Annotated in this window: 19 protein-coding genes; 7 read left to right on the top strand and 12 right to left on the bottom strand. The window is 72.4% G+C overall.

The genetic code is table 11. The annotated features are described in order from the left end of the window. Nucleotides 1-74: 74 nt before the first annotated feature. The gene (locus CLV63_RS24325; protein ID WP_342751433.1) at nt 75-761 is read right to left on the bottom strand and encodes a PadR family transcriptional regulator; all 687 of its coding nucleotides are present in this window, start codon (nt 759-761) and stop codon (nt 75-77) included. Nucleotides 762-1,247: 486 nt separating this feature from the next. Here CLV63_RS24325 and CLV63_RS24320 point away from each other — a divergent pair, with 486 nt between their 5' ends. After that, on the top strand, nt 1,248-1,997 hold the full coding sequence (locus CLV63_RS24320) for a DUF998 domain-containing protein (RefSeq protein WP_106585514.1): 750 nt from the start codon (nt 1,248-1,250) through the stop codon (nt 1,995-1,997). A gap of 105 nt (nt 1,998-2,102) precedes the next feature. Here CLV63_RS24320 and CLV63_RS24315 read toward each other — a convergent pair whose 3' ends face one another. The 3 genes from CLV63_RS24315 to dnaE form a co-directional block, all read right to left on the bottom strand. Further along, entirely contained in the window at nt 2,103-2,633 is a 531-nt protein-coding gene (locus CLV63_RS24315) for a globin domain-containing protein (RefSeq protein ID WP_106585513.1), read from the bottom strand. 93 nt (nt 2,634-2,726) lie between these two features. After that, nucleotides 2,727-3,407 carry a pyridoxamine 5'-phosphate oxidase family protein gene (locus CLV63_RS24310; protein WP_245929020.1) on the bottom strand — a complete coding sequence of 227 codons (681 nt, stop codon included), beginning with the start codon at nt 3,405-3,407 and terminating at the stop codon, nt 2,727-2,729. A gap of 241 nt (nt 3,408-3,648) precedes the next feature. Next, nucleotides 3,649-7,212 carry a DNA polymerase III subunit alpha gene (gene dnaE, locus CLV63_RS24305; protein ID WP_106585512.1) on the bottom strand — a complete coding sequence of 1,188 codons (3,564 nt, stop codon included), beginning with the start codon at nt 7,210-7,212 and terminating at the stop codon, nt 3,649-3,651. Between the two features lie 251 nt (nt 7,213-7,463). Between dnaE and soxR the strand changes: the two genes are divergently transcribed. Together soxR and CLV63_RS24295 are read left to right on the top strand one after the other, a co-directional pair. Further along, on the top strand, nt 7,464-7,937 hold the full coding sequence (gene soxR, locus CLV63_RS24300) for a redox-sensitive transcriptional activator SoxR (RefSeq protein WP_106585511.1): 474 nt from the start codon (nt 7,464-7,466) through the stop codon (nt 7,935-7,937). A gap of 258 nt (nt 7,938-8,195) precedes the next feature. After that, a complete protein-coding gene (locus CLV63_RS24295; protein WP_106585510.1) occupies nt 8,196-8,495 on the top strand; it encodes a YrhK family protein in 300 nt (99 codons plus the stop codon). Between the two features lie 143 nt (nt 8,496-8,638). Here the strand turns inward: CLV63_RS24295 and CLV63_RS34690 are convergent, their stop codons facing one another. Continuing rightward, on the bottom strand, nt 8,639-9,148 hold the full coding sequence (locus CLV63_RS34690) for an HAD domain-containing protein (RefSeq protein ID WP_106585509.1): 510 nt from the start codon (nt 9,146-9,148) through the stop codon (nt 8,639-8,641). Nucleotides 9,149-9,304: 156 nt separating this feature from the next. Between CLV63_RS34690 and CLV63_RS24285 the strand changes: the two genes are divergently transcribed. The 3 genes from CLV63_RS24285 to CLV63_RS24275 all read left to right on the top strand — a co-directional run bounded on the left by CLV63_RS24285 (nt 9,305) and on the right by CLV63_RS24275 (nt 12,319). Continuing rightward, nucleotides 9,305-10,552, top strand: coding sequence for an endonuclease/exonuclease/phosphatase family protein (locus CLV63_RS24285; RefSeq protein WP_106585508.1), 1,248 nt, complete (start codon nt 9,305-9,307; stop codon nt 10,550-10,552). 147 nt (nt 10,553-10,699) lie between these two features. Then, nucleotides 10,700-11,686, top strand: coding sequence for an alpha/beta fold hydrolase (locus CLV63_RS24280; protein WP_106585507.1), 987 nt, complete (start codon nt 10,700-10,702; stop codon nt 11,684-11,686). 24 nt (nt 11,687-11,710) lie between these two features. Further along, nucleotides 11,711-12,319 (top strand): TetR/AcrR family transcriptional regulator, encoded by a 609-nt coding sequence (locus tag CLV63_RS24275; RefSeq protein WP_106585506.1) that lies wholly within the window; start codon nt 11,711-11,713, stop codon nt 12,317-12,319. A 59-nt stretch (nt 12,320-12,378) separates the two neighbouring features. Here the strand turns inward: CLV63_RS24275 and rsgA are convergent, their stop codons facing one another. Together rsgA and CLV63_RS24265 are read right to left on the bottom strand one after the other, a co-directional pair. Continuing rightward, nucleotides 12,379-13,497 (bottom strand): ribosome small subunit-dependent GTPase A, encoded by a 1,119-nt coding sequence (gene rsgA, locus CLV63_RS24270; protein ID WP_106585505.1) that lies wholly within the window; start codon nt 13,495-13,497, stop codon nt 12,379-12,381. A 436-nt stretch (nt 13,498-13,933) separates the two neighbouring features. Beyond that, complete coding sequence (locus tag CLV63_RS24265) at nt 13,934-14,275, bottom strand: chorismate mutase (RefSeq protein WP_211301443.1); 342 nt, start codon at nt 14,273-14,275, stop codon at nt 13,934-13,936. A 506-nt stretch (nt 14,276-14,781) separates the two neighbouring features. Between CLV63_RS24265 and CLV63_RS24260 the strand changes: the two genes are divergently transcribed. Then, nucleotides 14,782-15,405 carry a hypothetical protein gene (locus CLV63_RS24260; RefSeq protein WP_146165649.1) on the top strand — a complete coding sequence of 208 codons (624 nt, stop codon included), beginning with the start codon at nt 14,782-14,784 and terminating at the stop codon, nt 15,403-15,405. Nucleotides 15,406-15,648: 243 nt separating this feature from the next. On the opposite strand, the gene CLV63_RS24255 is transcribed toward CLV63_RS24260, so the two are convergent. The 5 genes from CLV63_RS24255 to CLV63_RS24235 form a co-directional block, all read right to left on the bottom strand. Then, nucleotides 15,649-17,196, bottom strand: a complete 1,548-nt coding sequence (locus tag CLV63_RS24255) for a tripartite tricarboxylate transporter permease (RefSeq protein ID WP_106585503.1) — start codon at nt 17,194-17,196, stop codon at nt 15,649-15,651. A 172-nt stretch (nt 17,197-17,368) separates the two neighbouring features. Next, a complete protein-coding gene (locus tag CLV63_RS24250; protein ID WP_106585502.1) occupies nt 17,369-17,935 on the bottom strand; it encodes a tripartite tricarboxylate transporter TctB family protein in 567 nt (188 codons plus the stop codon). Beyond that, a complete protein-coding gene (locus tag CLV63_RS24245; protein WP_106585501.1) occupies nt 17,932-18,930 on the bottom strand; it encodes a Bug family tripartite tricarboxylate transporter substrate binding protein in 999 nt (332 codons plus the stop codon). The genes CLV63_RS24250 and CLV63_RS24245 overlap by 4 nt, the downstream gene beginning before the upstream one ends. Before the next feature lie 159 nt (nt 18,931-19,089). Further along, nucleotides 19,090-19,872, bottom strand: a complete 783-nt coding sequence (locus CLV63_RS24240; RefSeq protein ID WP_106585500.1) for an enoyl-CoA hydratase-related protein — start codon at nt 19,870-19,872, stop codon at nt 19,090-19,092. 5 nt (nt 19,873-19,877) lie between these two features. Continuing rightward, on the bottom strand, nt 19,878-21,092 hold the full coding sequence (locus CLV63_RS24235; RefSeq protein ID WP_106585499.1) for a CaiB/BaiF CoA transferase family protein: 1,215 nt from the start codon (nt 21,090-21,092) through the stop codon (nt 19,878-19,880). Nucleotides 21,093-21,136: the final 44 nt, after the last annotated feature.

The raw sequence follows: 21,136 nt of genomic DNA, 5'->3' as shown, positions 1-21,136 counted from the left end.
AGACGGGTCGCCGCCGGGGCACGCACGGCGGGGCGGGGCGGGGCGGCGTGCCGCACCCGCCCCGCCGGCCGGTGTCAGGCCCGAGGGCCGTCGCCGTGGGTGTCGGGGCCGCCGCCCTCGGACGGTTCACCGTCGTCGGCCGCGTCGTCGGTGTCGTCCTCGGCGAGGATGCGGTACAGCCCGCGCCGGGTCTCGGCGAGCAGGTCCTTCGCCCGCTCGACCTGGTCGGTGGTGCCGGCCTGCGTGACCTGCATCGCCGCCGCGGCGAGCTGGGCCGCCACGCTCGCGAGTTCGGTGTAGGCGGAGTAGCCGCCCGACTCCTCCTCGGGTTCGGCCTCCCAGGGGAGCACCAGTTCCTCGGCGTTGTCCTCGACGTAGCGCCTGCCCTCGTCGGTCAGCTCGAAGGGGCGCCGGCGGGCGTCGTCTCCGGGCTCGGCGGGGCGTACGAGACCCTCGTCCTCCAGTTGCTGCAACATCGGGTAGACGGAGCCGGGGCTCGGGTTCCACTGGCCGCGGCTGCGCTCCTTGCCTTCGCGGATGATCTCGTAGCCGCTGCGCGACTCCTCCGCGAGCAGGACCAGGATGGCGATCCGCACGCCGCCGCGCCGCACGCGGCGGCCGCCGCCGCGCCGGTGTCCGCGCCCGCCGCCGAAGAACGCCTCGAACGGGTTGCCGCCGGGGCCGAACGGACCACCGGGCCCCCACGGTCCGGGGGGTCCCCATGGGCCGCCGCCGTGCGGGCCGTGGTGCCGGGGGCTCATGGCCGCCCAGCCGAACCCGTGCCGGTGGTCTCCGCAGCCGCCATGCCGCCATCCCTTTCGGTCTCGTGTTTCGCCTTCTCGCTCACTGGTCCGCTCGTCGCCGCGGCGTCCGCGGCCCCGGCCCTCCGATCGCTCCGCGCCCGCGGCGGCGGCCAGCCACCAGGGGCCAGGGCGTCCGGACTGCGCGCCGAACGGCCATGGCATTGCCATCGCATTCATGATCGGTCTCCTCGTATGTTCGCACCTCCGCTCCGCCTCCCGGCGGTCGCGATAGGTTTCGATAGGTCTAATCGAACGATTACGTTTTTACGATATATCGGTATCGTATCGCTGGCAAGTAATATCTCTGTCACCTCGACCCTCCGCCGCCTCGACCGTCAACATTTATTGACATCGGGATCGGGCGCGCCCTACTCTGCGCGGGAGAAGGGCGGCCCGGCGCGGGCCGCCGGGCACCGACAGCGGGCGGATCCGGAGGCAGGCGCGATGGAGCGGTTCTCGGGGCAGGGCCGCGGCTCCTCAGCGGCCGACGGCACAGCGTGGGGCCCGGCGGACCCTGCCGGGCAGCGGACCGTGCGCGCGCTCCTGGCGTGCGGAGTCGCCGCCGGACTCCTGTTCGTCGGGGTGTTCCTCGGCACCGGGGCCGTGCGCGCCGACTACGACCCGGTGCGCCACCCGGTCAGTTCGCTCGCCCTCGGCGACACCGGCTGGACCCAGACCGCCGCCTTCATCGCGTCGGGGCTGCTCATGGCGGCGTTCGCGGTGGGCCTGCGGAGGGCGCTCGGCACGGGCCGCGCATCGGTGTGGGGGCCGCTGCTGATCGGCCTGTGGGGCGTCGGCCTGATCGGCGCGGGGATCTACACCACCGACCCGGTCAGCGGGTATCCACCGGGCACCGCCGACCTGCTGACCGAATACAGCCCCCACGGTCTCCTGCACGACCTGTTCTCGACGCCGGTGTTCCTCGCCCCGCCCGCGGCCTGCGTCCTCTTCGCGCTGCGGTTCGTCGGCGAGCGGCGATACGGGTGGGCGGCCTACTCCGTCGCCACCGCTGTCGGCTTCACGGCCGCGACCGTCCTCGCGAGCCTCGGCTTCGGCCAGGTGTCGGGCTTTGCGGACCTCGGCGGGCTGCTTCAGCGCATTGCGCTGGTCACCGGCTTCGCGTGGGCGGCCCTCCTGGCCGTGCGGGCGCTCCGGACACCGTCAGAGGTACCGCTGCGCGGCGCGCGCGGCTAAGGAGTCAGGGGCGCGGCGGGCGCCGGGTCCGCGTGTGGCGGGGTCCGCCGGCGCCGTGGTCGGGCACCCTCGGCCTTGTGGGCCGGGCGTGCGGGGTCGGCCGGGTCAGCGTGTGCGCGCCCGGCGACCGGGGTCGGTCTGGCGCTCGCGGGCCGGTTCCGTGCGGCGCGTCTCGGTCATGCGGGACCGTTCGGCGGCCTCCTGGGCGCCGGCCAGCATGTTCGCCGTGATCCATTCGTAGACGAGCACCCAGGCGGACCCGGTGTGCGAACTCCACGAGTTCGAGAGGTCGCCGACCGCGCGGACCAGCGCCCAGCCGACGTAGCGGTACTGCGCGGGTTCCACGCCGAGCACGCGGTAGTGGTGGGCGCCGAGGTCGCGCAGGTAGGCCTGGATCTCCTGGGGCTGGTCGAGGTTGCGCACGACGTCGAGCAGCGCCTCGCTCATGCGGATCTGCTGCTGGGTCATGTCGGCGGCGAACATCGGCCGGATGTCGGGCGCCAGGCGGAACAGGTGGTCGTAGAAGTGCTCCGCGAGCAGGGTCGAATCATCGGGCAGGGTCGCGCAGGTGGCGCGCACGACGTCGATCACCCGGGGGCTCGGAGGCGGTACCTGGTCTACAGTGCGGTGCTGCATCGGGCTGACTCTGCCTTGCGTGTGGCCGAACGGCGCCGGAGCGGCCGGTCGGCGTGCGGGGAGTTCGGGCGGTCGGGGCGGCGGCGCTCCTCGTCACCGGTGCTGGGACACCGGTTCGAGCGGGCGCCGCTCCCGCCCTGCGCTCCAAGGGCTGGCGGTCTCGCGGGCCGCGAAGAAGTCACCTCCCTTGCTACGGGTGTCGTCGGTCCCCCATGCGGCGGACTCGCCGTCCTCGATCGGGCGCAGGCGGGGCAGGTGCTTGCGGCAGTGGATGTAGGCCTCGTCGACCTCGGCGAGGACCCACACCTGCGCGCGCTGCCCGGGGATCTGGGGCTGCGGCGCGTCCGGTGCGAGGCGGCGCAGGTCGGGGTCGTCGAGGATCGCCGCGCGCCCGTTGACGTGCAGGCCGATCCGGTCGCGGGTGAAGTCGAGGAACATCATCCCGATGCCGGGGTTCTCGGCGATGTTGCCGAGGCTCGCGAGCACGCCGTTGCCGCGGAACTCGGGGTAGGCGAGCCGCCGGTCGTCGATGATGTGCACGAAACCGGGCGGGCCGGCCCGGAAGGAGGAGTCGCAGTTGCCGTGGGAGTCGGCGGTCGCGACGAACATCATCTCCTGGCGGGCGATGAACTCCCGCATCCGCTCATTGAGGTGGTCGAGCACCTGGTCGCGGTAGAAGCGCTCGGCCCGTTCGGTGGTCCCGAGCACCTTCTGGACATGGTGCTCGCCCGCGGACCCCGGCAGGTCGCCGTCGTGCACGCCGCGCTCGCTCAACGGAGCACCTCTCAGTCCTGTCGAAGATCCACTTGATGATCGGCGCCCGATTATGCCAGTGAATCGGGATTGCCGTGACTCATGTGGACATATCAGCTTCGTTCCGTCACCTGTGAAGTGCTGGAACCGCTGCGGCGCGGGGCTTTCGGGCGCACGGCAACGGGGGCGGCGGTCCTCACCGGACCACCGCCCCCGCAGTCGAAGCGTGCGCGCACTGCTCCGCGGCACTCGGTCGTAGGACTCAGTAGAAGATGGCGTCGGCCCCCAGCAGCGACTTGATCTCGCCGGAGAACTCGGTGCCCATCCGCACGGGGTAGTCGTCGACGGCGACGATGCGCGACTTCGCGGGGTTGTCGACCCGGATGCGCAGCGGGGTCTCGCCGCGGTGCCCCGCCAGCACCTGCTTGAGGTCGCCCACCAGCTCCTTGGTCAGCCGCTTCTCGGGGATGGTCAGCAGCATGGGCGGCGGGCCTTCGGAGACGTGCGAGATGTCGAGGATCGACATCTCCTCCACGAACAGCGAGAACGTCCCGTCGCGGCTGTTCACCCGGCCCTTGATGGTGACCGCGGTGTCCTCGGCGAGGGCGTCGGTGTACAGCGGGTAGGTCTTGGGGAAGAACAGCGCCTCGGTCGAGGCGTCGAGGTCCTCGACCACGACGATGGCCCATTGGTTGCCGGCCTTGTTGACCCGCCGCTCGACCTTGGAGATGAGCCCGGCGATGCGGACCATGTCGTTGGCCTTGCGCTCGCCGTTCATGACCTCGAGGACCGTTGCGTCGCGGGAGCGCGCCAGGATCCGCTCGGCACCTGCGAGGGGGTGGCTCGACACGTAGAGGCCCAGCATCTCCCGCTCGAACCCGAGTTTGATCTTGCGGTCCCACTCTTCGTCGCGCCAGTGGATGTTCAACCCGATGGGCGCGGCGGGCTCGTCGCTCTCCTCGCCGCCGCCGAACAGGTCGAACTGGCCGTTGGCCTCCTGGCGCTTCGAGCCGATCATGGCCTCGACGGCGGTCTCGTGGTGGTTGAAGAGGTCCATGCGCGGCTGCCCGAGGCTGTCGAAGCCGCCCGCCTTGATCAGCGACTCGATGACCCGCTTGTTGCAGGCGGTCACCTCGATCTTGGACAGGAAGTCCACGAAGTTCGCGAACTTGCCCTTCTCCTCGCGGGACCGGCAGATGGACTCGACCACGTTGGCGCCGACGTTGCGCACCGCGCCCATGCCGAAGCGGATGTCCTTGCCGACGGGGGTGAAGCGCAGGCCGGACTCGTTGACGTCGGGCGACATCACCTGGATGCCCATCTTGCGGCACTCGGCGAGGTACCCGGCCATCTTGTCCTTGTCGTCGCTGACCGAGGTGAGCAGCGCCGCCATGAACGAGGCAGGGTGGTTGGCCTTGAGGTAGGCGGTGCGGTACGACAGGATCGCGTACCCGGCGGCGTGGGACTTGTTGAACGCGTAACCGGAGAACGGCAGCATGACGTCCCACAGCGTGGTGACGGCGTCCTGGGAGAAGCCGCGTTCCAGCATGCCGGCCTGGAACTTGACGTACTCCTTCTCCAGCGCCTCCTTCTTCTTCTTGCCCATGGCCCGGCGCATCAGGTCGGCGCCGCCGAGGGTGTACCCGCCCAACTGCTGGGCGATGGCCATGATCTGCTCCTGGTAGACCAGCACGTGGTAGGTCTCGGACAGGATGGGGTCGAGGGCGTCGTAGAGCTCCGGGTGGATCGAGGTGATCTCCTGGCGCCCGTTGGAGCGGTCGGCGTAGTCGTTGTGCGCGTTCGCGGCCATGGGACCGGGCCGGTACAGGGCGTTGACCGCGATGATGTCGGAGAAGTCCGTGGGCTCCATGCGCTTGAGCAGGTTGCGCATGGCGCCGCCGTCGAGCTGGAACACGCCCAGGGTGTCGCCGCGGGCCAGCAGCTCGTAGGTCTTCTTGTCGGCGACGCTGATCTGGTCGAAGTCGACGTCGACGCCTTCGTTGGCCTTCACGTTCTTCACGGCGTCGTCGATGATGGTGAGGTTGCGCAACCCCAGGAAGTCCATCTTGAGCAGCCCCATGTCCTCGCACTGCGGGAACGGGAAGCCGGTGATGATGGCGCCGTCGGTGTCGCGCTTGTGCAGCGGGACGACGTCGAGCAGCGGTTCCTTGGACAGGATGACCCCGGCGGCGTGCACACCGGTGCCGCGGGTGAGGCCCTCGATGCCGCGCGCGGTCTGGAGGACCCGGTGCACCTCGGGGTCGTTCTGGTCGAGCTGGCGCAGCTCGGCGGCCTCGGCGTAGCGCGGGTTGGACTCGTCGCTGATGGCGCTGAGGTCGATCTCCTTGCCGCCGGCCGCGGCGGGGAACGCCTTGGTGATCTTGTCGCCCACCGCGTAGGGCAGCCCCAGGATGCGCGTGGAGTCCTTGATGGCGGCCTTGGCCTTGATGGTGCCGAAGGTCAGGATCTGGGCGACCCGCTCGTCGCCGTAGAGCTCGGTGACGTAGCGGATCATGTCGCCGCGCTTGCGCTCGTCGAAGTCCAGGTCGACATCGGGCATGGTGACGCGTTCGGGGTTGAGGAACCGCTCGAACAGCAGCCCGTGCGCCAGCGGGTCGAGGTCGGTGATGCCCAGGACGTAGGCGATCATCGACCCGGCGGCCGAACCGCGGCCCGGGCCCAGCGCGATGTCGTTGGTGCGCGCGTGCTGGCAGATGTCGGCGACCACGAGGAAGTAGGCGGGAAAGCCCATCTCGTTGATGACGCCCAACTCGTAGTCGATGCGGCGGTTCACCTCGTCGCTCGCACCGTTGGGGTAGCGGGTGGGGGTGAGCCGGTCGACCTCGCGGCGCAGCCAGGTCTCCTGGGTCTCGCCCTCGGGGACGGGGAAGCGCGGCATCATGTCGCGGTGGGCGAAGACCTCGTCGTAGCAGCCGTCCTCGACCCGCTCGGCGATCAGCAGGGTGTTGCGGCACCCCGCGGCCCATTCGTCGAAGCTGTTCAGGCCGCGCATCTCGTCGGCGGTCTTGAGGTAATAGCCCGAGCCGTTGAACCGGAACCGGGTGGGGTCGTCGATGTTCTTGCCCACGCCCACGGCGAGCAGGGCGTCGTGGGCCTCGGCCTGGTCCTCGGTGACGTAGTGGGAGTCGTTGGTGACCACCGTGGGCAGGGACAGTTCGCGGGCGACCTTGAGCAGGCCGTCGCGTACCTGGCGCTCGATGTCGATGCCGTGGTCCATGAGTTCCACGAACACGTTGTCGGGACCGAAGATGTCGCGGACCTGGGAGGCGTAGGCGACGGCCTCGCGCTCCTGGCCCAGGCGCAGCCGGGTCTGCACCCCACCCGAGGGGCAGCCGGTGGTGACCATGATGCCCTCGCTGTACTGGGCCATGATCTCCAGGTCCATGCGGGGCTTGCCGTAGAACCCTTCGGTGGATGCGAGTGAGGAGAGCCGGAAGAGGTTGCGCAACCCCTGGGCGTTGTAGGCCCACATGGTCTGGTGGAGGAACCGCCCGCCGCCGGAGATGTCCTTGCCGCCCTCGGCCGAGGCGTCCTCGCCGCCGGCGCTGCGGCCCCACTGCATGCGCTTCTTGTAATGACGCGAGTCCGGAGCGACGTAGGCCTCGATGCCGATGATGGGTTTGACCCCGGAGTCCTTGGACTGGCTCCAGAACTCGTAGGCGCCGAACATGTTCCCGTGGTCGGTCATCGCCACCGCAGGCATCCGCAACCGGGCGGCCTCGGCGAACAACGGCTTGAGCTTGGCGGCGCCGTCGAGCATCGAGTACTCGGTGTGAACGTGCAGGTGAGCGAATGAGTCGGCCACGAAACAGCTCATCTCTTCAGTCGAGGGCGGGAGTGGATTCCAACCCTAACTCCGCGCGCACCCGTCTCACGCGCAACGAGCGGAACGCCGACACAGACCACATCCGGTCAGCGTTCCGCGGCGCGTCGGGGGTGCTGGCGGGGCGGGGTGCGGTGGGGTTTCGGGTGCCCGATACGACCGGGTCGCACCCTGTCCTGCGCCGCGTGGAACGATGGGGGCGCGACCGGAATCAAGGCCATACGGAGGGGCGCATGGAAGAGGCGACATGGGACCAGACGGAGCTCTCCGTCGGGCAGCTCGCCCAGCGCAGCGGTGTGGCGGTCTCGGCACTGCACTTCTACGAGCGGCAGAACCTCATCACCAGCCGCCGCACCGCGGGGAACCAGCGGCGGTACCGGCGCGACACCCTGCGCAGAGTCGCGATGATCCGCATCGCCCAGCGCGTCGGGATCCCGCTGAGCCAGGTGAGCGCGGTCCTGTCGCTGCTGCCCGACCGCCGCACCCCCACCCGCAAGGACTGGGAGCGGGTGTCGGCGTGCTGGCAGGCCGACCTCGACGAGCGGATCCGCCAGCTCCAGCAGCTGCGCGACGACTTCACCGACTGCGTGGGGTGCGGCTGCCTGTCCATCGACCGCTGCCGCATGGCCAACCCCCACGATGAGCTCGGCACCCAGGGGCCCGGCCCGCGGCGGCTGCTCACCCGGACGTCGTCGGGACCGCGCTGACCGAGCGGCTGCCCGCGGCCGAAGGCGTCGGCACGGGCGACGCCCGGACCGTCTCCGTCGCCCTGGCGGCGGCGGCCGACGCCGTCGTCCGCGCCGCACCGGCCCGGGCGGGACGCGTCCCGCCCGGGCCGGGCGCCCCGCCGGGCCGCGCACAGACCGCGCCATGACCGTGCAATGGCCGCGCAAAAAGTGCCCCGGCACCGCGCTCCCCCTTCGGGACGAGGAGCGAAAAGGGCCTCGCGGGGGCAGTGGGGGACCATGTCCGACACCGGCCCCGCGAGGGCGCTCACCGTCCGCATCGGCCGCGAAGAGCTCATCGTCCGCCAGCGTTACGAGGCGGTCAGCATCCTCAACGACATCCTGATCGCCGCGTGGTTCATCGCGGGCAGCGTCATGTTCTTCTCCACCGCGTGGACGACCGCGGGCACCTGGTGCTTCCTGTTCGGCAGTGTCGAGCTGATGGTCCGCCCGGCGATCCGCCTGTCGCGCCAGATCCACCTGAAGCGGTTGAACCCGGCGGGTGCGGGCAACGCCACCCAGTCCGGCCAGGAGTACTGATCAGCAGCCGGGGCGGGTCCAGTCGCAGGTGCGGTGGCGGCTCCGCCACCGGCGGATCCGGTAGCGGAGCCGCCGCGCCCGCTTGTAGCGGGCGCGGCGGGCCGCCTTCGCGGTCGGCGCGCGGCGCCCAGGGGCGGCGGGGCTCACCGGGCGGCCGCCTCGGGCAGTGCCGCGGCCCACGCGGCGAGCGCGCCGAAGTCGGCGGCGCACAGCCCCTTGGCGGGGTGGACGTGCCGGAGGAGCGCCGGGCCGTCGTGGAAGTCGGCCACGTACTCCCGGTCCCTGCGGCCGTGGTCGTCGTCGACCCACGCGAACGGGCGCCCGGCCGCGTACTCCACGATGGTGGGCGTCTTGAAGTACAGGCCGCTCGGCGGCGCGGTGTCCGGCCAGGAGACCACGGGCAGCTCCGGCAGGCCGAGGACGGGACCGATCTCGGCGTTCGCCTCGTGCTCCCAGGTGGTGGCCCACACCAGGTCGTAGGGCAGGTCGAGGAGCCGGGGGCCGTGGGAGGGGTTCAGCCACACCCGGAGGCCGAGAACCCGGTTCGTCGTGTACCCGGCTGGCCTGCGGTGCGCCTTGGCGGCGAAGGGGTTGAGGGGGCCGTCGACGTCGAGGAACAGCAGCGGACGGGACGGCGGTGCGGTGTCGGACATCGGTGGGTTCCTTCCCCGGGGAGTGGCGGGTACGCCGCTGCCGTTCGCGGTTCATCGGGGGGTCATGGGGCGGATGGTTAAGGTGGGCACCATTGCACCGGCCTCCCCCTGTCCGTTCCGGCGCCGCGCCGCCCCTCACCCCAAGGATGCCGTCCGATGCATCGACCCCGCCGCCCGCTGCTGGTCCTCTCCACCGCGGCGTGCTCCCTCAGCCTGCTGCTCGGCGCCGCCCCGGCGGCCGGCGCCGATCCGCACCGCCCCGCACCCGCCGACCGCGGGGACTCCGACATCCGCTTCGCCACCTTCAACGCCTCACTGAACCGTCCCGCAGAGGGCGACCTCGTCGACGACCTTTCCGGCAAGGGCGACGAGCAGGCTCGGGGCGTCGCGGAGGTCGTGCAGCGCCAGCGGCCCGACGTCCTGCTGCTCAACGAGTTCGACCACGACGCCGACGGCCGCGCCGCGGCGCTGTTCCAGCGCAACTACCTCGACCGGGGGCAGGGCGGCGCCAAGCCCATCGACTACCCGTACCGCTACACCGCCCCGGTGAACACCGGCGTGGCTTCGGGCTTCGACCTGGACAACGACGGCACGGCCGTCACCGACCCGGGCAGCCCCGGCTACGCCGAGGACGCGCTCGGATTCGGCGCGTTTGCCGGCCAGTACGGGATGGTCGTCTACTCCAAGTACCCCATCGACAAGCGGCGGGTGCGCACCTTCCAGGACTTCCGCTGGGCGGACATGCCCGGCGCGCTGCTGCCCGAGGACCCCGAGACCGGGGAGCCGTTCTACTCGGACGAGGAGCGCGAAGCCCTCCCGCTGTCGTCCAAGAGCCACTGGGACATCCCCGTGCGCACCCCGCGCGGGCGCACGACCCACTTCCTGGTGGCGCACCCCACCCCGCCGAGCTTCGACGGGCCCGAGCGGCGCAACGCCAATCGCAACCACGACGAGATCCGGTTCTGGGCCGATTACGTGCGCTTCGGCAAGAGCCGCTACATCTACGACGACGAGGGCCGCAGGGGCGGCCTGAAGCCGGGCGCGCGCTTCGTCGTCGCGGGCGACCTCAACGCCGACCCCCTCGACGGCGACGGCCGCCCCGAGGGGATCCGCGGGCTGCTGGAGTCCCCCCGGGTCACCGACCCCCGACCCGCGAGTGAGGGCGGGCCCGAGGCCGCGGAGCGCCAGGGCGGCGCCAACGCCGACCACAAGGGCGACCCCGCGAACGACACCGCCGACTTCGGCGACGACCCCGCCCCCGGCAACCTGCGGGTCGACTACGTCCTGCCGTCGCGCGGCACCCGCGTCGAGAGCGGCGGCGTCTTCTGGCCGACCGCCGACGACCCGCTGGCCCGCCTCAACGCGGTCTCCGACCACCACATGGTCTGGCTGGACGTCCGCTAGCGGCACCGGCAGAGCAGCGGGGCGCCCCGCCGACCGGGTCGGCGGGGCGCCCTTTGCTTTGCGCACCGGGCGCTTCGGGGCGGCCGGCCGATTGACGGCTCCTTACCACTCGGTTAGATTATTAACCGAGTGGTAAGGAGAAATGCGATGACCAGCAGCACACCGCGCAGGCGCCGCCGGGTCCGTGTCGGGATCTGCATCGCGACGGCCGTGCTCGTCCTCATCGGCCTCGCCGTCCGCGACACCTCCCCCATCGGTCACTTCGCCTCCGGCGACGCGAAGGACGCGTTCCTCCGCAGCTACGGGCGCGCCATGGCGGAGCTGCCCGAGCCGGACGAGACGCTGGACGTCCGCACCGGCTACGGGGTCGTGCGCGTCTACCGCTTCGACGGCGGGGCCGACGGCGCCCCGCTGGTCCTGCTCCCCGGCCGGGCCGCCGCGTCGCCGGTCTGGGCGGGCAACCTGCCCTCGCTGCTGAAGGTCCGCGACGTCTACACGGTCGACCTGCTCGGCGAGCCCGGCATGAGCGTCCAGGACCGCCCGATCGAGACAGACGCCGACCAGGCGCAATGGCTGCACGAGACCCTGCGCGCACTGCCCGAGGACCGCGTCCACCTGCTCGGCCTCTCGATCGGCGGCTGGACCGCCGCGAACCTCGCCACCCGCGAACCGGCGGGCATCGCGAGCGTGACACTGGTCGACCCGGTCCTCGTGTTCGCCGACATGCCGGTCGAGGTGATGGTGCGCTCGATCCCCGCGTCGGCCCCCTGGCTGCCGAAGAGCTGGCGCGACGGCTTCAACTCGTGGACCGCCGGCGGCGCACCGGTCGAGGACGTCCCCGAGGCCGACATGATCGAGTCGGGCATGCGGAACTACACGCTGGTGCTGCCCGCGCCCACCCGCATCCCCGAGGAGCGGATGGCGGCGCTGAAGCCGCCCGCGCTCGCTGTCATCGCGGGCGAGTCCGTCATGCACGATTCGGCCGCTGCGGTCGAGACGGCGGAGCGCACCCTCCCCGACGGGTCGGTCGCGCTCTACCCCGACGCGTCGCACGCCCTCAATGGCGAGTACCCCGACGAACTCGCGGCCGACGTCGCCGCCTTCGTCGACGGCGCCGAGGGAGAAGACGAATAAGAGGACGAGTGAGAGGATGGGCCGGTGCCCCCGCAACCCGACGCCGTGGCCAGGCGGCCGAGCATCACCGAACGCGCCCGCCGCGAACAGCTCATCGGCCTGACCATCGCGCTCATCGCCGAGCGCGGTTACGCCGCCACCTCACTCGCCAGCATCGCCGCCGCCGCGTCGATCTCCAAGGCGGCCGTGCTCTACCACTTCTCCTCGAAGCAGGCGGTGATCGAGGCGGCCTACCGCTCCGTGCTGCACGACCTCACCGAGCACGTGGGACCGCGCGTCGAGGCGGCGGCGGGCCCCGGTGCCGCGGTGGAGGAATACGCCGCCGCCATGATCGGGTACATGGCCGACCACCCCGACCACGTCCGGGTCATCGCCGAGGCGCTGGGCGACCCCGACGACACCGGGATCGGCGACTCCCCGGGGTCCGCGGCGCGGTGGGGTGCCCTCGCCGCCCTCATCGAGCACGCGCAGGACGCCGGGGAGTACCGCCCGGCCGATGCCCGCACGCAGGCCATCATGATCAACGGCGCGATCGACGCGGTGGTGGCCGAATCGCTCAATGACGACGGCTACCGCCTGGCCGACGCCGCTGATTCGGTCGTCGACCTGGTACGCCGTGCCGCGCGCGGCTGAGCCGGGCCCGGCACGGGCCCCGGTCCGGGCCGCGGGAGCGGCCCGGCGGCGTCGGCGCGTCAGGGCCTGTTGCGGCCGCTCCGCCGCATCTCCTTGTGGATCGTCTTCCACTTGCGCGCCCGCTCCTGGCGGACCCGGTGGTCGGTGCGGGCGGCGTTCCACTCGGCCTCGCGCTGGAGCTTGCGCCAACTGTGCAGGCGCCGTTCGGGGAGGTCGCCCGACTCCACCGCCGCCAGCACGGCGCAGCCCGGTTCGCTCTCGTGGACGCAGTCGCGGAAGCGGCACAGCTCCGCGAACTCCAGCAGGTCGGCGAACGCGCGCTCGACACCGTCGCCGGACCCGCCGAGTCCGATGCGGCGCACACCGGGCGTGTCGAGCATGACGGCGCCCTGCGGGAGCGGGACGAGTTCGCGCCGGGTCGTCGTGTGGCGCCCCCTGCCGTCGTCGCGGACCTCGCCGGTGTCCATGATCCGCGCCCCCGCGAGGGCGTTGACGAGGGTGGACTTGCCCGCGCCCGAGGACCCCAGCATCGCCAGGGTGGTCCCGGGGCGCAGATGGGCCGCGAGCCCGTCGAGCCCGGTGCCCGCTGCGGCGCTCACCGCGTGCACCTCGGCCCCGACGGCCGCCGGGGCGACCCGCTCCAGCAGGTCGGCTGCTGGTTCGGCGGTGAGGTCGCACTTGGTGAGGACGACCACGGGCACGGCCCCGCTCTCCCACACCAGGATGAGGAACCGTTCGACGCGGGCGAGGTTGTACTTGGGCGCCGCCGGTTCGCAGACGAACACGGTGTCGATGTTGGCGGCGAGGATCTGGCCGTGGGAGTCGGTGGCGACTCCGCTGCGGACCAGCGCGGTCCTGCGCGGCAGGACCTCCTCCAGCGTCCACGCGGCCCGCCCGGCGGTGTCCTCGGCCGGGCGCAGGAGCACCCAGTCGCCCGAGCACGGCAGCGCCAAGGGGTCCGCCGCGGCGGCCCGGCGCAGCGCGGGCCCGTAGGAGACGGTCAGCGGTTCGGGGGCGAGGACGGCGGCGGCGCCCTTGCCGACGGACGCGACCCGCGCCGGACGGAGCGGGGTGGAGCCGGGATCGGCGGTCGGGGCGGCGGCAGGGTCCCAGCCCAGCGCGGCGAGGTCGGTGAAGTCGGTGCGGTCGGACGGAGCGGAATGCTCGGCAGCGGTCACAGCATGCTCTCAATGGCGGAACACGCGAGCCGGCGGGGCGGCGCACCCGGCGCACGGTGCGCGCCGGTCGCGGGCGACCGGTCAGACGGGGCGGAACTGCTCCCGCGGCTCGCAAGGGAAGGATGGAATCGGAGAACGCGCAAAGCGGGCCATAGGTCATCCCTCTTCCCTGTGATGCGGGCGCACCGCGCCCGTGCTGCAAGCGACGCGCCGGACTCTACTCCGCCGCCGCCCGGCGGCGCCACCGATTATCGCGGCACGGGTCACGAGGGGCGCGAGAGGCCCGACGGGGCCGAGAGGCCCGAGTGACTCGACGGGCCCGCCCGGACGGCCGACCGCCGGTTTGCGGCCGGTGCGGGTGCCCCGCCGTGCGGGTGGCGGACCGGGCGCGTCCCCGGCCCGCCACCGGCGCGTCCGGCCCGGCGGGCCCGGCGGCTCAGGGGCGCTCCACGCCGCGCTCCTGTTCGGCGGCTTCCAGGCCCGCCTCGATCACCCCGGCCATGATCCGCGCCAGGCGCTCTTCGCCGAGCCGCGGCGCGCGCCCCGCCATGGCCGCGACGAGGGCGCGCTCGCGCTCGGCGTCGCGCCCGGCGAACCCGCCGACCGGTTTGACGCGCTGGACGCCGGCCGCCAGGATCGCGCGCTGTTCGAGCAGCTCCGCGAGCCGAGAGTCGACCTCGTCGATGCGGCGCCGCAGCTCGGCGAGCTCGACGGCGCCGTCGTCGGGGGTGATCGCGGCGTGGTCCGCTGCGGTACCGGCGGTGGGTTCGGGGCTCATATCGGTGTCTCCTCACGTCGTGGTCCGCGGCCGGGCCGCGCCGCACGGGTTGGAAACGGGTCGGCCGCCATTGGGGTCCGGGAAGGGGCCCGGAAAGCACGAAGAGCGAGGAGGCCGGGGCCTCATCGCTCTCACTGCCGACTTCGGTGCGCCGCCTACGACAGAGCGGCCGGCGCCTCCGGAGCCGGCTTGCTAAACACGTCGTGGCGATACAGCATGCGCACAGTGTAGCGGGACGACGGACGACGGACGACGGACGACGGACGACGGACGACGGACGACGGACGACGGACGACGGACGACGGACGACGGACCGCGAACTGTGGACCGCGAACGGCGGCGCTCCCGCCGTGTCCCCGCCCCGCACGGGCCCCCTCCGGGGACCGCGCTGCACGGGGCGCCCGCCCGCGCGGGCTCGTAGGATCCTGCTGAACCCCGCTGCACCCGCGCTCCCGACCCGGCCCGCACCCCTGCCCCCTCCTCCCCTGGCGGTCCCCATGAACCTGGTGTCATCGATCGGTCTCGGTCTCACCGTCGTCCTGCTCCTCGCCGCCGGCTGGGCGCTGCGCCGCGCCTCGGCCGCCGAGCACCGCCGCGAGCTGGACGTGCAGCGGGACGGCGGCGCGCTCCCTCGGCCGACCCGCGCGGTTCGCGGCGCCGACCGTGCGGCCGTCGTCCGCGCGGTGCGCACCGGCACCCGGTGCGCCGACCCCGATCTGGCGCCGGCGGCTGCGGACCGGGCGCAGCGCGGGCTCGCGTCCCTGTACAGCCCGTGGGCGCGGACGGGGTGGGGGCTGCTGGTGGCGTCCCAGGCGTGCAACGCCGCGTGGATCGGGCTGCGCTCCGGCGGCGACCTCGCGTGGGCCGGTCCGGGGCTCGGCGCGGTCCTGCTGGCCGCCGCGGTCGGCTGGTGGGCGTGGTGGGCTCCGCACCGCTGCTACCAGGCGCGCCGCGCGCTCGCGCTCAACCGCCATGGCACGGGCGCGGCGGAATCGGACACGGCGGAATCGGCGGCGGAGGCCGAGGACGCGGCGGAGCCGCCCGCCGAACGCGACGAGCCCGCGGCGGGCGGGGCCGAGCCGGGCCCGGAACGCGAGGAGCGGCTCGGCACCGGGCCCGACGCCGGCTGACCGCAGACGGAGGTTGCCGTCGCGGTCCCCCGCTGCGCGACACTCCGCGAAGCGTGCGCAGTGGAGGCGTGCGAAGCATCCAGCGGACAGAGGGTTATCTACCGTCGCGATCGCGAAGCGTCCAGCGGACCGAGGGTGGGTTGCCGTCGCGATTGCGACGGTAACCCACCCCCTTCACCCCAGGACACCAGGCACGCGCCGCACACCCCCTCCACCCCAGGACACCAGGGACGCGCCGCCCTGCTAGGTCAAGGGTGGTGCGCCCTCCTGCTCCCGCTCGGCGGCCCTGCGGTGCAGGGCCCGTTTGGCCGCTGGGATGGCGATCGGGACGATGACCAGCACCGCCATGACCCCGAGCAGTGCCAGTGAGGGGGTCCGCTCGACGAACACCGCGAACGTCCCGCCCGACAGCAGCAGGCTCTGCCGAAGGGTCTCCTCGGCGATGGGCCCCAGGACGAGCGCGATGACGGTCGCCGCGGGCGACAGCCCGTACAGCCGCATGCAGAATCCGAGGACCCCGCAGCCGAACATGATGCCCACTTCGACGATGCTGCCGTTGACCGTGAAGGTCCCGAACGCGCAGAGCAGGATGATCAGAGGGGCGAGGGTCGCGAAACGGATCCTCGTGACGGCGGCGAACAGCGGGATGCAGAACACGTTCATCGCGAGCAGCATCACGTTGCCGAGGTACATGCTGGCGATGAGGCCCCACGCGAACTCGGGGTTGTCGCGCATGAGCAGCGGGCCGGGTTGCAGGCCCCACATCATGAACCCGCCGAGCAGCACCGCCGTCGAGGCGGACCCGGGGATCCCCAGGGTGAGCAGCGGGACCATCGAACCGGTCGCCGCGGAGTTGTTGGCGGCCTCGGGCCCCGCCAGCCCTTCGACCGCGCCCTTGCCGAACCGCTCGGGCCGCTTGGAGAGGGCCTTCTCCGTGCTGTAGGAGATGAGGGAGGCGACGGTCGCGCCCGCTCCGGGGATCACGCCGAGGAGGAATCCCAACGGGGTGCCGCGGGCGATCGGCTTCGCGGCCTCCCGCCACTCCTGGCGGCTCGGCCAGAACGCCCCGCGCCGCGCGCGCAGGTCCATTTCCGCGGGGGTCTCCCGGTGCCCGCCGCGGTAGATCGTCCACAGGATCTCGCCGAGCCCGAACAGGCCGATGGCGACCGGGATGAAGTCGACCCCGTTGATGAGCTCGGTGGAACCGAACGTGTAGCGCTGCTCGCCGCCGCTGACGTCGATGCCGACCGTGCCGATGGCGAAGCCCAGCACGACGGAGAGCAGGCCGCCCTTCCAGCTCTTCCCGACGAGGACGACGAGCGTGAGCAGGCCGATGACGACGAGCAGGAACAGTTCGGGCGGCCCGAAGGACGACGCGATCCGCGCGGTCGGCGGCGCGGCGACCGTCAGGATGACCGTGGCGACGGTGCCCGCGACGAACGACGCGACCGCGGCGATGATCAGGGCGGGTATCGCCCGGCCCTTGCGCGCGAGCGGGTAGCCCTCCAGGGTCGCGGGCACGCTCGCGGAGTCGCCCGGCGTGTTGATCAGCACCGAGGTGATGGTCCCGCCGTACATCGCCCCGTAGTAGACGGCGGCGAGCATGACGATGGCGGTGGTGGCGTCCAGTCCGAAGGTCAGCGGGAGCAGGATCGCGAGGCCGGCCGAGGGGCCGAGGCCGGGGATCGCGCCGATGAACATCCCGACGAGCACGCCGATGAGCAGGAACAGCAGGGTTGTGGGTGACAGCACGCTGGCGATGCCGTTCGCGAGGTGCGCGAAGACGTCCATAACGGACTCCGAGAGGGGTCGTCGGGTGTCGTTGCGTCGTTGCGTGGCGGGGGCGGGGCTGCACCGCGCGCCGCCGGTCGGGCCCCGGCCCGCGCCGGGTGTCCGCGCCGGGTGTCCGGGACGGGTGCCCGCGCCGGGTGTCCGGGACGGGTGTCCGAGCCGGGTGTCCGAGCTAGAGGAAGGGCAGGACGCCGGAGGGCAGCGCCGCGTTGAGGAGGATGTCGAAGACGACGTAGAGGGCGATCGGGAACCCGATCCCGAGTGCGGCGGCGCGCACTGGGCGGGTGCGGTCGACCAGCAGGAGCAGGCCGGTGAGCAGCAGCGCCCCCGTCACGATGGCGCCCACCGGCACCATGACGGCGGCGAAGCCCGCGAGGCCGGCGCAGGTGGCGGCCACCGGCCACGGGTGGCGGGGGGCCGCCTCGCCGGGTCCGGCTGCCGTGGGGCGGAGGCTGCCGATGGTCGCGAGGGCGGCGAGCGCGACCCCGATCACGCCGAGGATGCGGGGGAAGTAGCCGGGGCCGATCCGTCCCGCGTCGGTGCGCCAGTCCATGCCGAACGCCATGGCGGTGTAGCCGATGAGGACCGCCGTGACGATGAGGTAGAAGACGGTCGCCCCGGTGATCCGCCGCGCCGGGGCGGCGGGCCGGTCGGCGGCCCCGGTGCGCCCGTCGCGGGTCGGCTCCGCCGCCCGCCGCTGGAGTGGGATCCGCGGCCAGGTGAACGTCGTCCTGGTCATTTCACGGCCCCTTGCTCGCGCAGGGACGCCTCGAACTCGTCTCCGCTGTCCTTGAGGTAGGCGGTGAAGTCGTCGCCCCAGCGGATGTCCTCGGCGAGGTGGTTCTTCGTGATGTAGTCCCGCCACTCCTTGGTCTTGACGACCTTGCGCATGACGCCGATCCACCAGTCCCGCGCGTAGTCGGGCGCGCCGGGCGGCAGGATGAGCCCGCGGGGCATGGACACCATCCCCTTGTGGCCCTCCTCCGCGGCGGTGGGCACGTCGGGCAGCGCGTCGAGCCGCTCCTTGCCGGTGAACAGCAGCGGGGTGATGTCGCCGCCCTTCACCTGGCCCATGGCCGACCCCGGGTTCGACACGATCGCGTCGAGCGAGCCGGAGGACATCGCCGTCTGGAGCTGCCCCTCGTCGTTGAACGGCACGTACTCGATCTCGTAGCCGGCCTGCTCGGCGAGCCGCGCCTGCACGATGAAGTCGACGTTGACGGTGCCGATGCCGCCCACCGCGACCGGGCCGGTGTCCGCCGCGTGCTCGGTCCACTCCGCCCAGTCGGCGATCCCGGCGGATTCGGGGACGAGGAACAGCAGGTCGTCGGTCGCGAGCAGGCCCACGTGGGTGAAGTCCGCATGGGTCCAGCCGGTGTCGGCCTGCAACGGGGTGGTGAGGAAGGACCCGGAGGTGGTGGACACGACGTAGGGGTCGCCGGAGTTGCTGAGCAGGTGGCCCCACCCGGTGGCGCCGCTGCCGCCCTCGCGGTTCTCCACGGCGATGTCGTGGGGGTAGAGGTCGTGTTCGTTCAGGATGTCGACGAGGGTGCGGGACATGATGTCGTTGCCGCCGCCGGGGCCGAACGCGATCGTCCATTCGAGGTTCTGGCTGGGGTACTCCTCGGGGTCCTCCTGGAGGGTGGTGCCGGCGCCGCATCCGGTCGCGGCGGCGAGCAGGGCGAGGGCGGCGGGCAGGGTCAGTGCGGTGAGCGGTCGTCGGGTGTTCGGCATGGGTGCTGCCTCCTCAGCGGGAACTGAGTCCGCGACCGCCGGCCGGCGCCCCGCCGGGGGGATCGCGTGGTCTTCAGGGGGCGCGCCGTGCGCGCCCCGGTGCGGCGGTACAGGGTCCGCGCCCTCGCTGTCGGTGCGGGGCGACGCGGTCGCCGCGCCTCACGACCAGGTGAAGCGCGGCGGGCGCTTCTCGAGGAAGGCGCGGACGCCTTCGGCGTAGTCCTCGGTGTCGAAGGAGGAGTTGCGGAGGAGGGTGGTGGCCTCGTCGTCGTCGGTCTGGCCGCCGACGATCCGGCGCACGATGTCCTTTGCGGCGCGGACGCTGAACTGGGCGCGGGCCGCCACCAGTTCGGCGAACGCGTAGGTCTGCTCGGCGAGTTCGGCCGTGTCGGCGACCATGTCGGTGAGCCCGGTCGCCAGCGCCCGGTCGGCGTCGACCTGCTGCCCGGAGAACAGGATCCATTTCGCCTGCGCGGGCCCGACCAGGTCGACCAGCCGCTTGGTCGATTCGAGGCTGTAGACCAGCCCGAGTTTCGCCGGGGTGATGGCGAACCGCGCCCCGGTGTCGCTGAAGCGCAGGTCGCAGGCGAGCGCGAGGCCGCACCCGCCGCCGATGCAGTAGCCGTGGACCATGGCGATCGTCGGCTTGCCCATGCCGTCGAGGGCGCGTTCGGCGGCGGCGACCTGCTCGTTGTAGGAGCGTGCGCTCTCGGCGTCGGCGCGGACGTCGCGGAACTCGGTGATGTCGGCGCCGGCGGCGAAGGACCTGGTGCCCGCGCCGCGGACGACCAGCACCTTCACGGTGGGGTCGGCGTCGATGCCGGCCAGCAGCGACGGCAGTTCGCGGTACATGGACAGCCGGATGGCGTTGCGGCTCTCTGGCCGGTTGAGGGTCAGCGTCACGACCGCGCCGGAGCGTTCGACGTGCAGGTCATCGGACATGGCGGCTACCTCTCTGTGCGTTCGGGGTGTGCGTCGTAGGCGACGCCGTCGGCGCAGAGGGCGTCGACCTCCGCCTCGCCCAGCCCGGCCTCGGCGAGGACGCGGCGCGTGTGCTGGCCGAGCCACGGTGCGGGGCCGCGCACCGCGAAGTCGACGGAGCTGAACTTCGCCGGGGGCGCGATGGTGCGCATGGGCCCGATGATCGGGTGGTCGACCTCGGCGATCATGCCGCGCGCGACGACGTGCGGGTCGGCGAGCGCCTCGTCGTAGCGGAGCACGGGCCCGCCGGGGACGCCGGCCTTGTCGAGGGCCTCGATCCATTCCGCGGTGGTGCGGTCAGCGGTGACCTCCTCGATGGCGTCCTGGAGGGCGTCGATGTGCTCCATGCGCGCCGGCAGTGTCGCGAACCGCGGGTCGTCGAGCCATTCGGGGCGGTGCAGGGCGTCGAGGACCAGGCGCCGCCACAGGCGGTCGTTGTTGGCGCCGATGGTGACGTAGCCGTCGGCGGTCCGGTACGCCTGGTAGGGGGTGGAGCGGCGGTGGCGGGTGCCGGTGGCGGCGGGGAGTTCGCCGTTGCCGAAGTAGGCGCCCGACTCCCACACGGTCCAGGCGAGTCCGGCGTCGACCAGGGAGATGTCGATGTACTGCCCCTCGCCGGTGGTCCGCCGGGCGAGTTCGGCGGCGAGGATCGAGTAGATCGCGGTCGCGCCCGCGGCGATGTCGTTGATGGCGATCCCGACCTTGGCGGGGCGCCCGCCGGGGTGGCCGGTCATCCGCATGAACCCGGCCGATCCCTGGGCCATGATGTCGAAGCCGGGCCGGTCGCGGTAGGGCCCGGTCTGGCCGTAGCCGCTGATGGAGCAGTAGAGGAGGGCGGGGTTGGCGGCGCTGAGCGTGTCGTGGTCGATGCCGAGGCGCCGCACGACGCCGGGCCGGAAGTTCTCGATGACGAGGTCGGCCTGTTCGGCCATGCGCAGGAAGGCGCTGGTGCCGCGGGGGTCCTTGAGGTCCAGGGAGACGCTGCGCTTGCTGCGGTTGGGCATCCCGAAGGGGTAGCTCTCGCCGTTGACCTTCGGCGCGAGGCGGCGGGAGTCGTCGCCGCTGCCGGGCTGCTCCACCTTGATGACGTCGGCTCCCAGCTCCGCCAGCACCATCGTGCAGTAGGGGCCGGAGAGGAAGCGGGTGAGGTCCAGGACTCGGAATCCGTCGAGTGGCTTCACTCTCGCACCACGTTCCCGTATTGTGGGATAGCATCCTGTATATT

The sequence above is a fragment of the Murinocardiopsis flavida genome, assembly GCF_003014485.1.
GTDB lineage: Bacteria > Actinomycetota > Actinomycetes > Streptosporangiales > Streptosporangiaceae > Murinocardiopsis > Murinocardiopsis flavida.
Note: the sequence above shows the minus strand (reverse complement) of the source record. Positions and strands in the feature narration are given on the sequence as shown.

Bases quoted from the DNA above. Each gene is read 5' to 3' on its own strand.
- CLV63_RS24325 (WP_342751433.1), bottom strand. From the start codon at position 761: ATGAGCCCCCGGCACCACGGCCCGCACGGCGGCGGCCCATGGGGACCC.
- CLV63_RS24320 (WP_106585514.1), top strand. From the start codon at position 1,248: ATGGAGCGGTTCTCGGGGCAGGGCCGCGGCTCCTCAGCGGCCGACGGC.
- CLV63_RS24315 (WP_106585513.1), bottom strand. From the start codon at position 2,633: ATGCAGCACCGCACTGTAGACCAGGTACCGCCTCCGAGCCCCCGGGTG.
- soxR (WP_106585511.1), top strand. From the start codon at position 7,464: ATGGAAGAGGCGACATGGGACCAGACGGAGCTCTCCGTCGGGCAGCTC.
- CLV63_RS24295 (WP_106585510.1), top strand. From the start codon at position 8,196: ATGTCCGACACCGGCCCCGCGAGGGCGCTCACCGTCCGCATCGGCCGC.
- CLV63_RS34690 (WP_106585509.1), bottom strand. From the start codon at position 9,148: ATGTCCGACACCGCACCGCCGTCCCGTCCGCTGCTGTTCCTCGACGTC.
- CLV63_RS24285 (WP_106585508.1), top strand. From the start codon at position 9,305: ATGCATCGACCCCGCCGCCCGCTGCTGGTCCTCTCCACCGCGGCGTGC.
- CLV63_RS24280 (WP_106585507.1), top strand. From the start codon at position 10,700: ATGACCAGCAGCACACCGCGCAGGCGCCGCCGGGTCCGTGTCGGGATC.
- CLV63_RS24265 (WP_211301443.1), bottom strand. From the start codon at position 14,275: ATGAGCCCCGAACCCACCGCCGGTACCGCAGCGGACCACGCCGCGATC.
- CLV63_RS24255 (WP_106585503.1), bottom strand. From the start codon at position 17,196: ATGGACGTCTTCGCGCACCTCGCGAACGGCATCGCCAGCGTGCTGTCA.
- CLV63_RS24250 (WP_106585502.1), bottom strand. From the start codon at position 17,935: ATGACCAGGACGACGTTCACCTGGCCGCGGATCCCACTCCAGCGGCGG.
- CLV63_RS24245 (WP_106585501.1), bottom strand. From the start codon at position 18,930: ATGCCGAACACCCGACGACCGCTCACCGCACTGACCCTGCCCGCCGCC.
- CLV63_RS24240 (WP_106585500.1), bottom strand. From the start codon at position 19,872: ATGTCCGATGACCTGCACGTCGAACGCTCCGGCGCGGTCGTGACGCTG.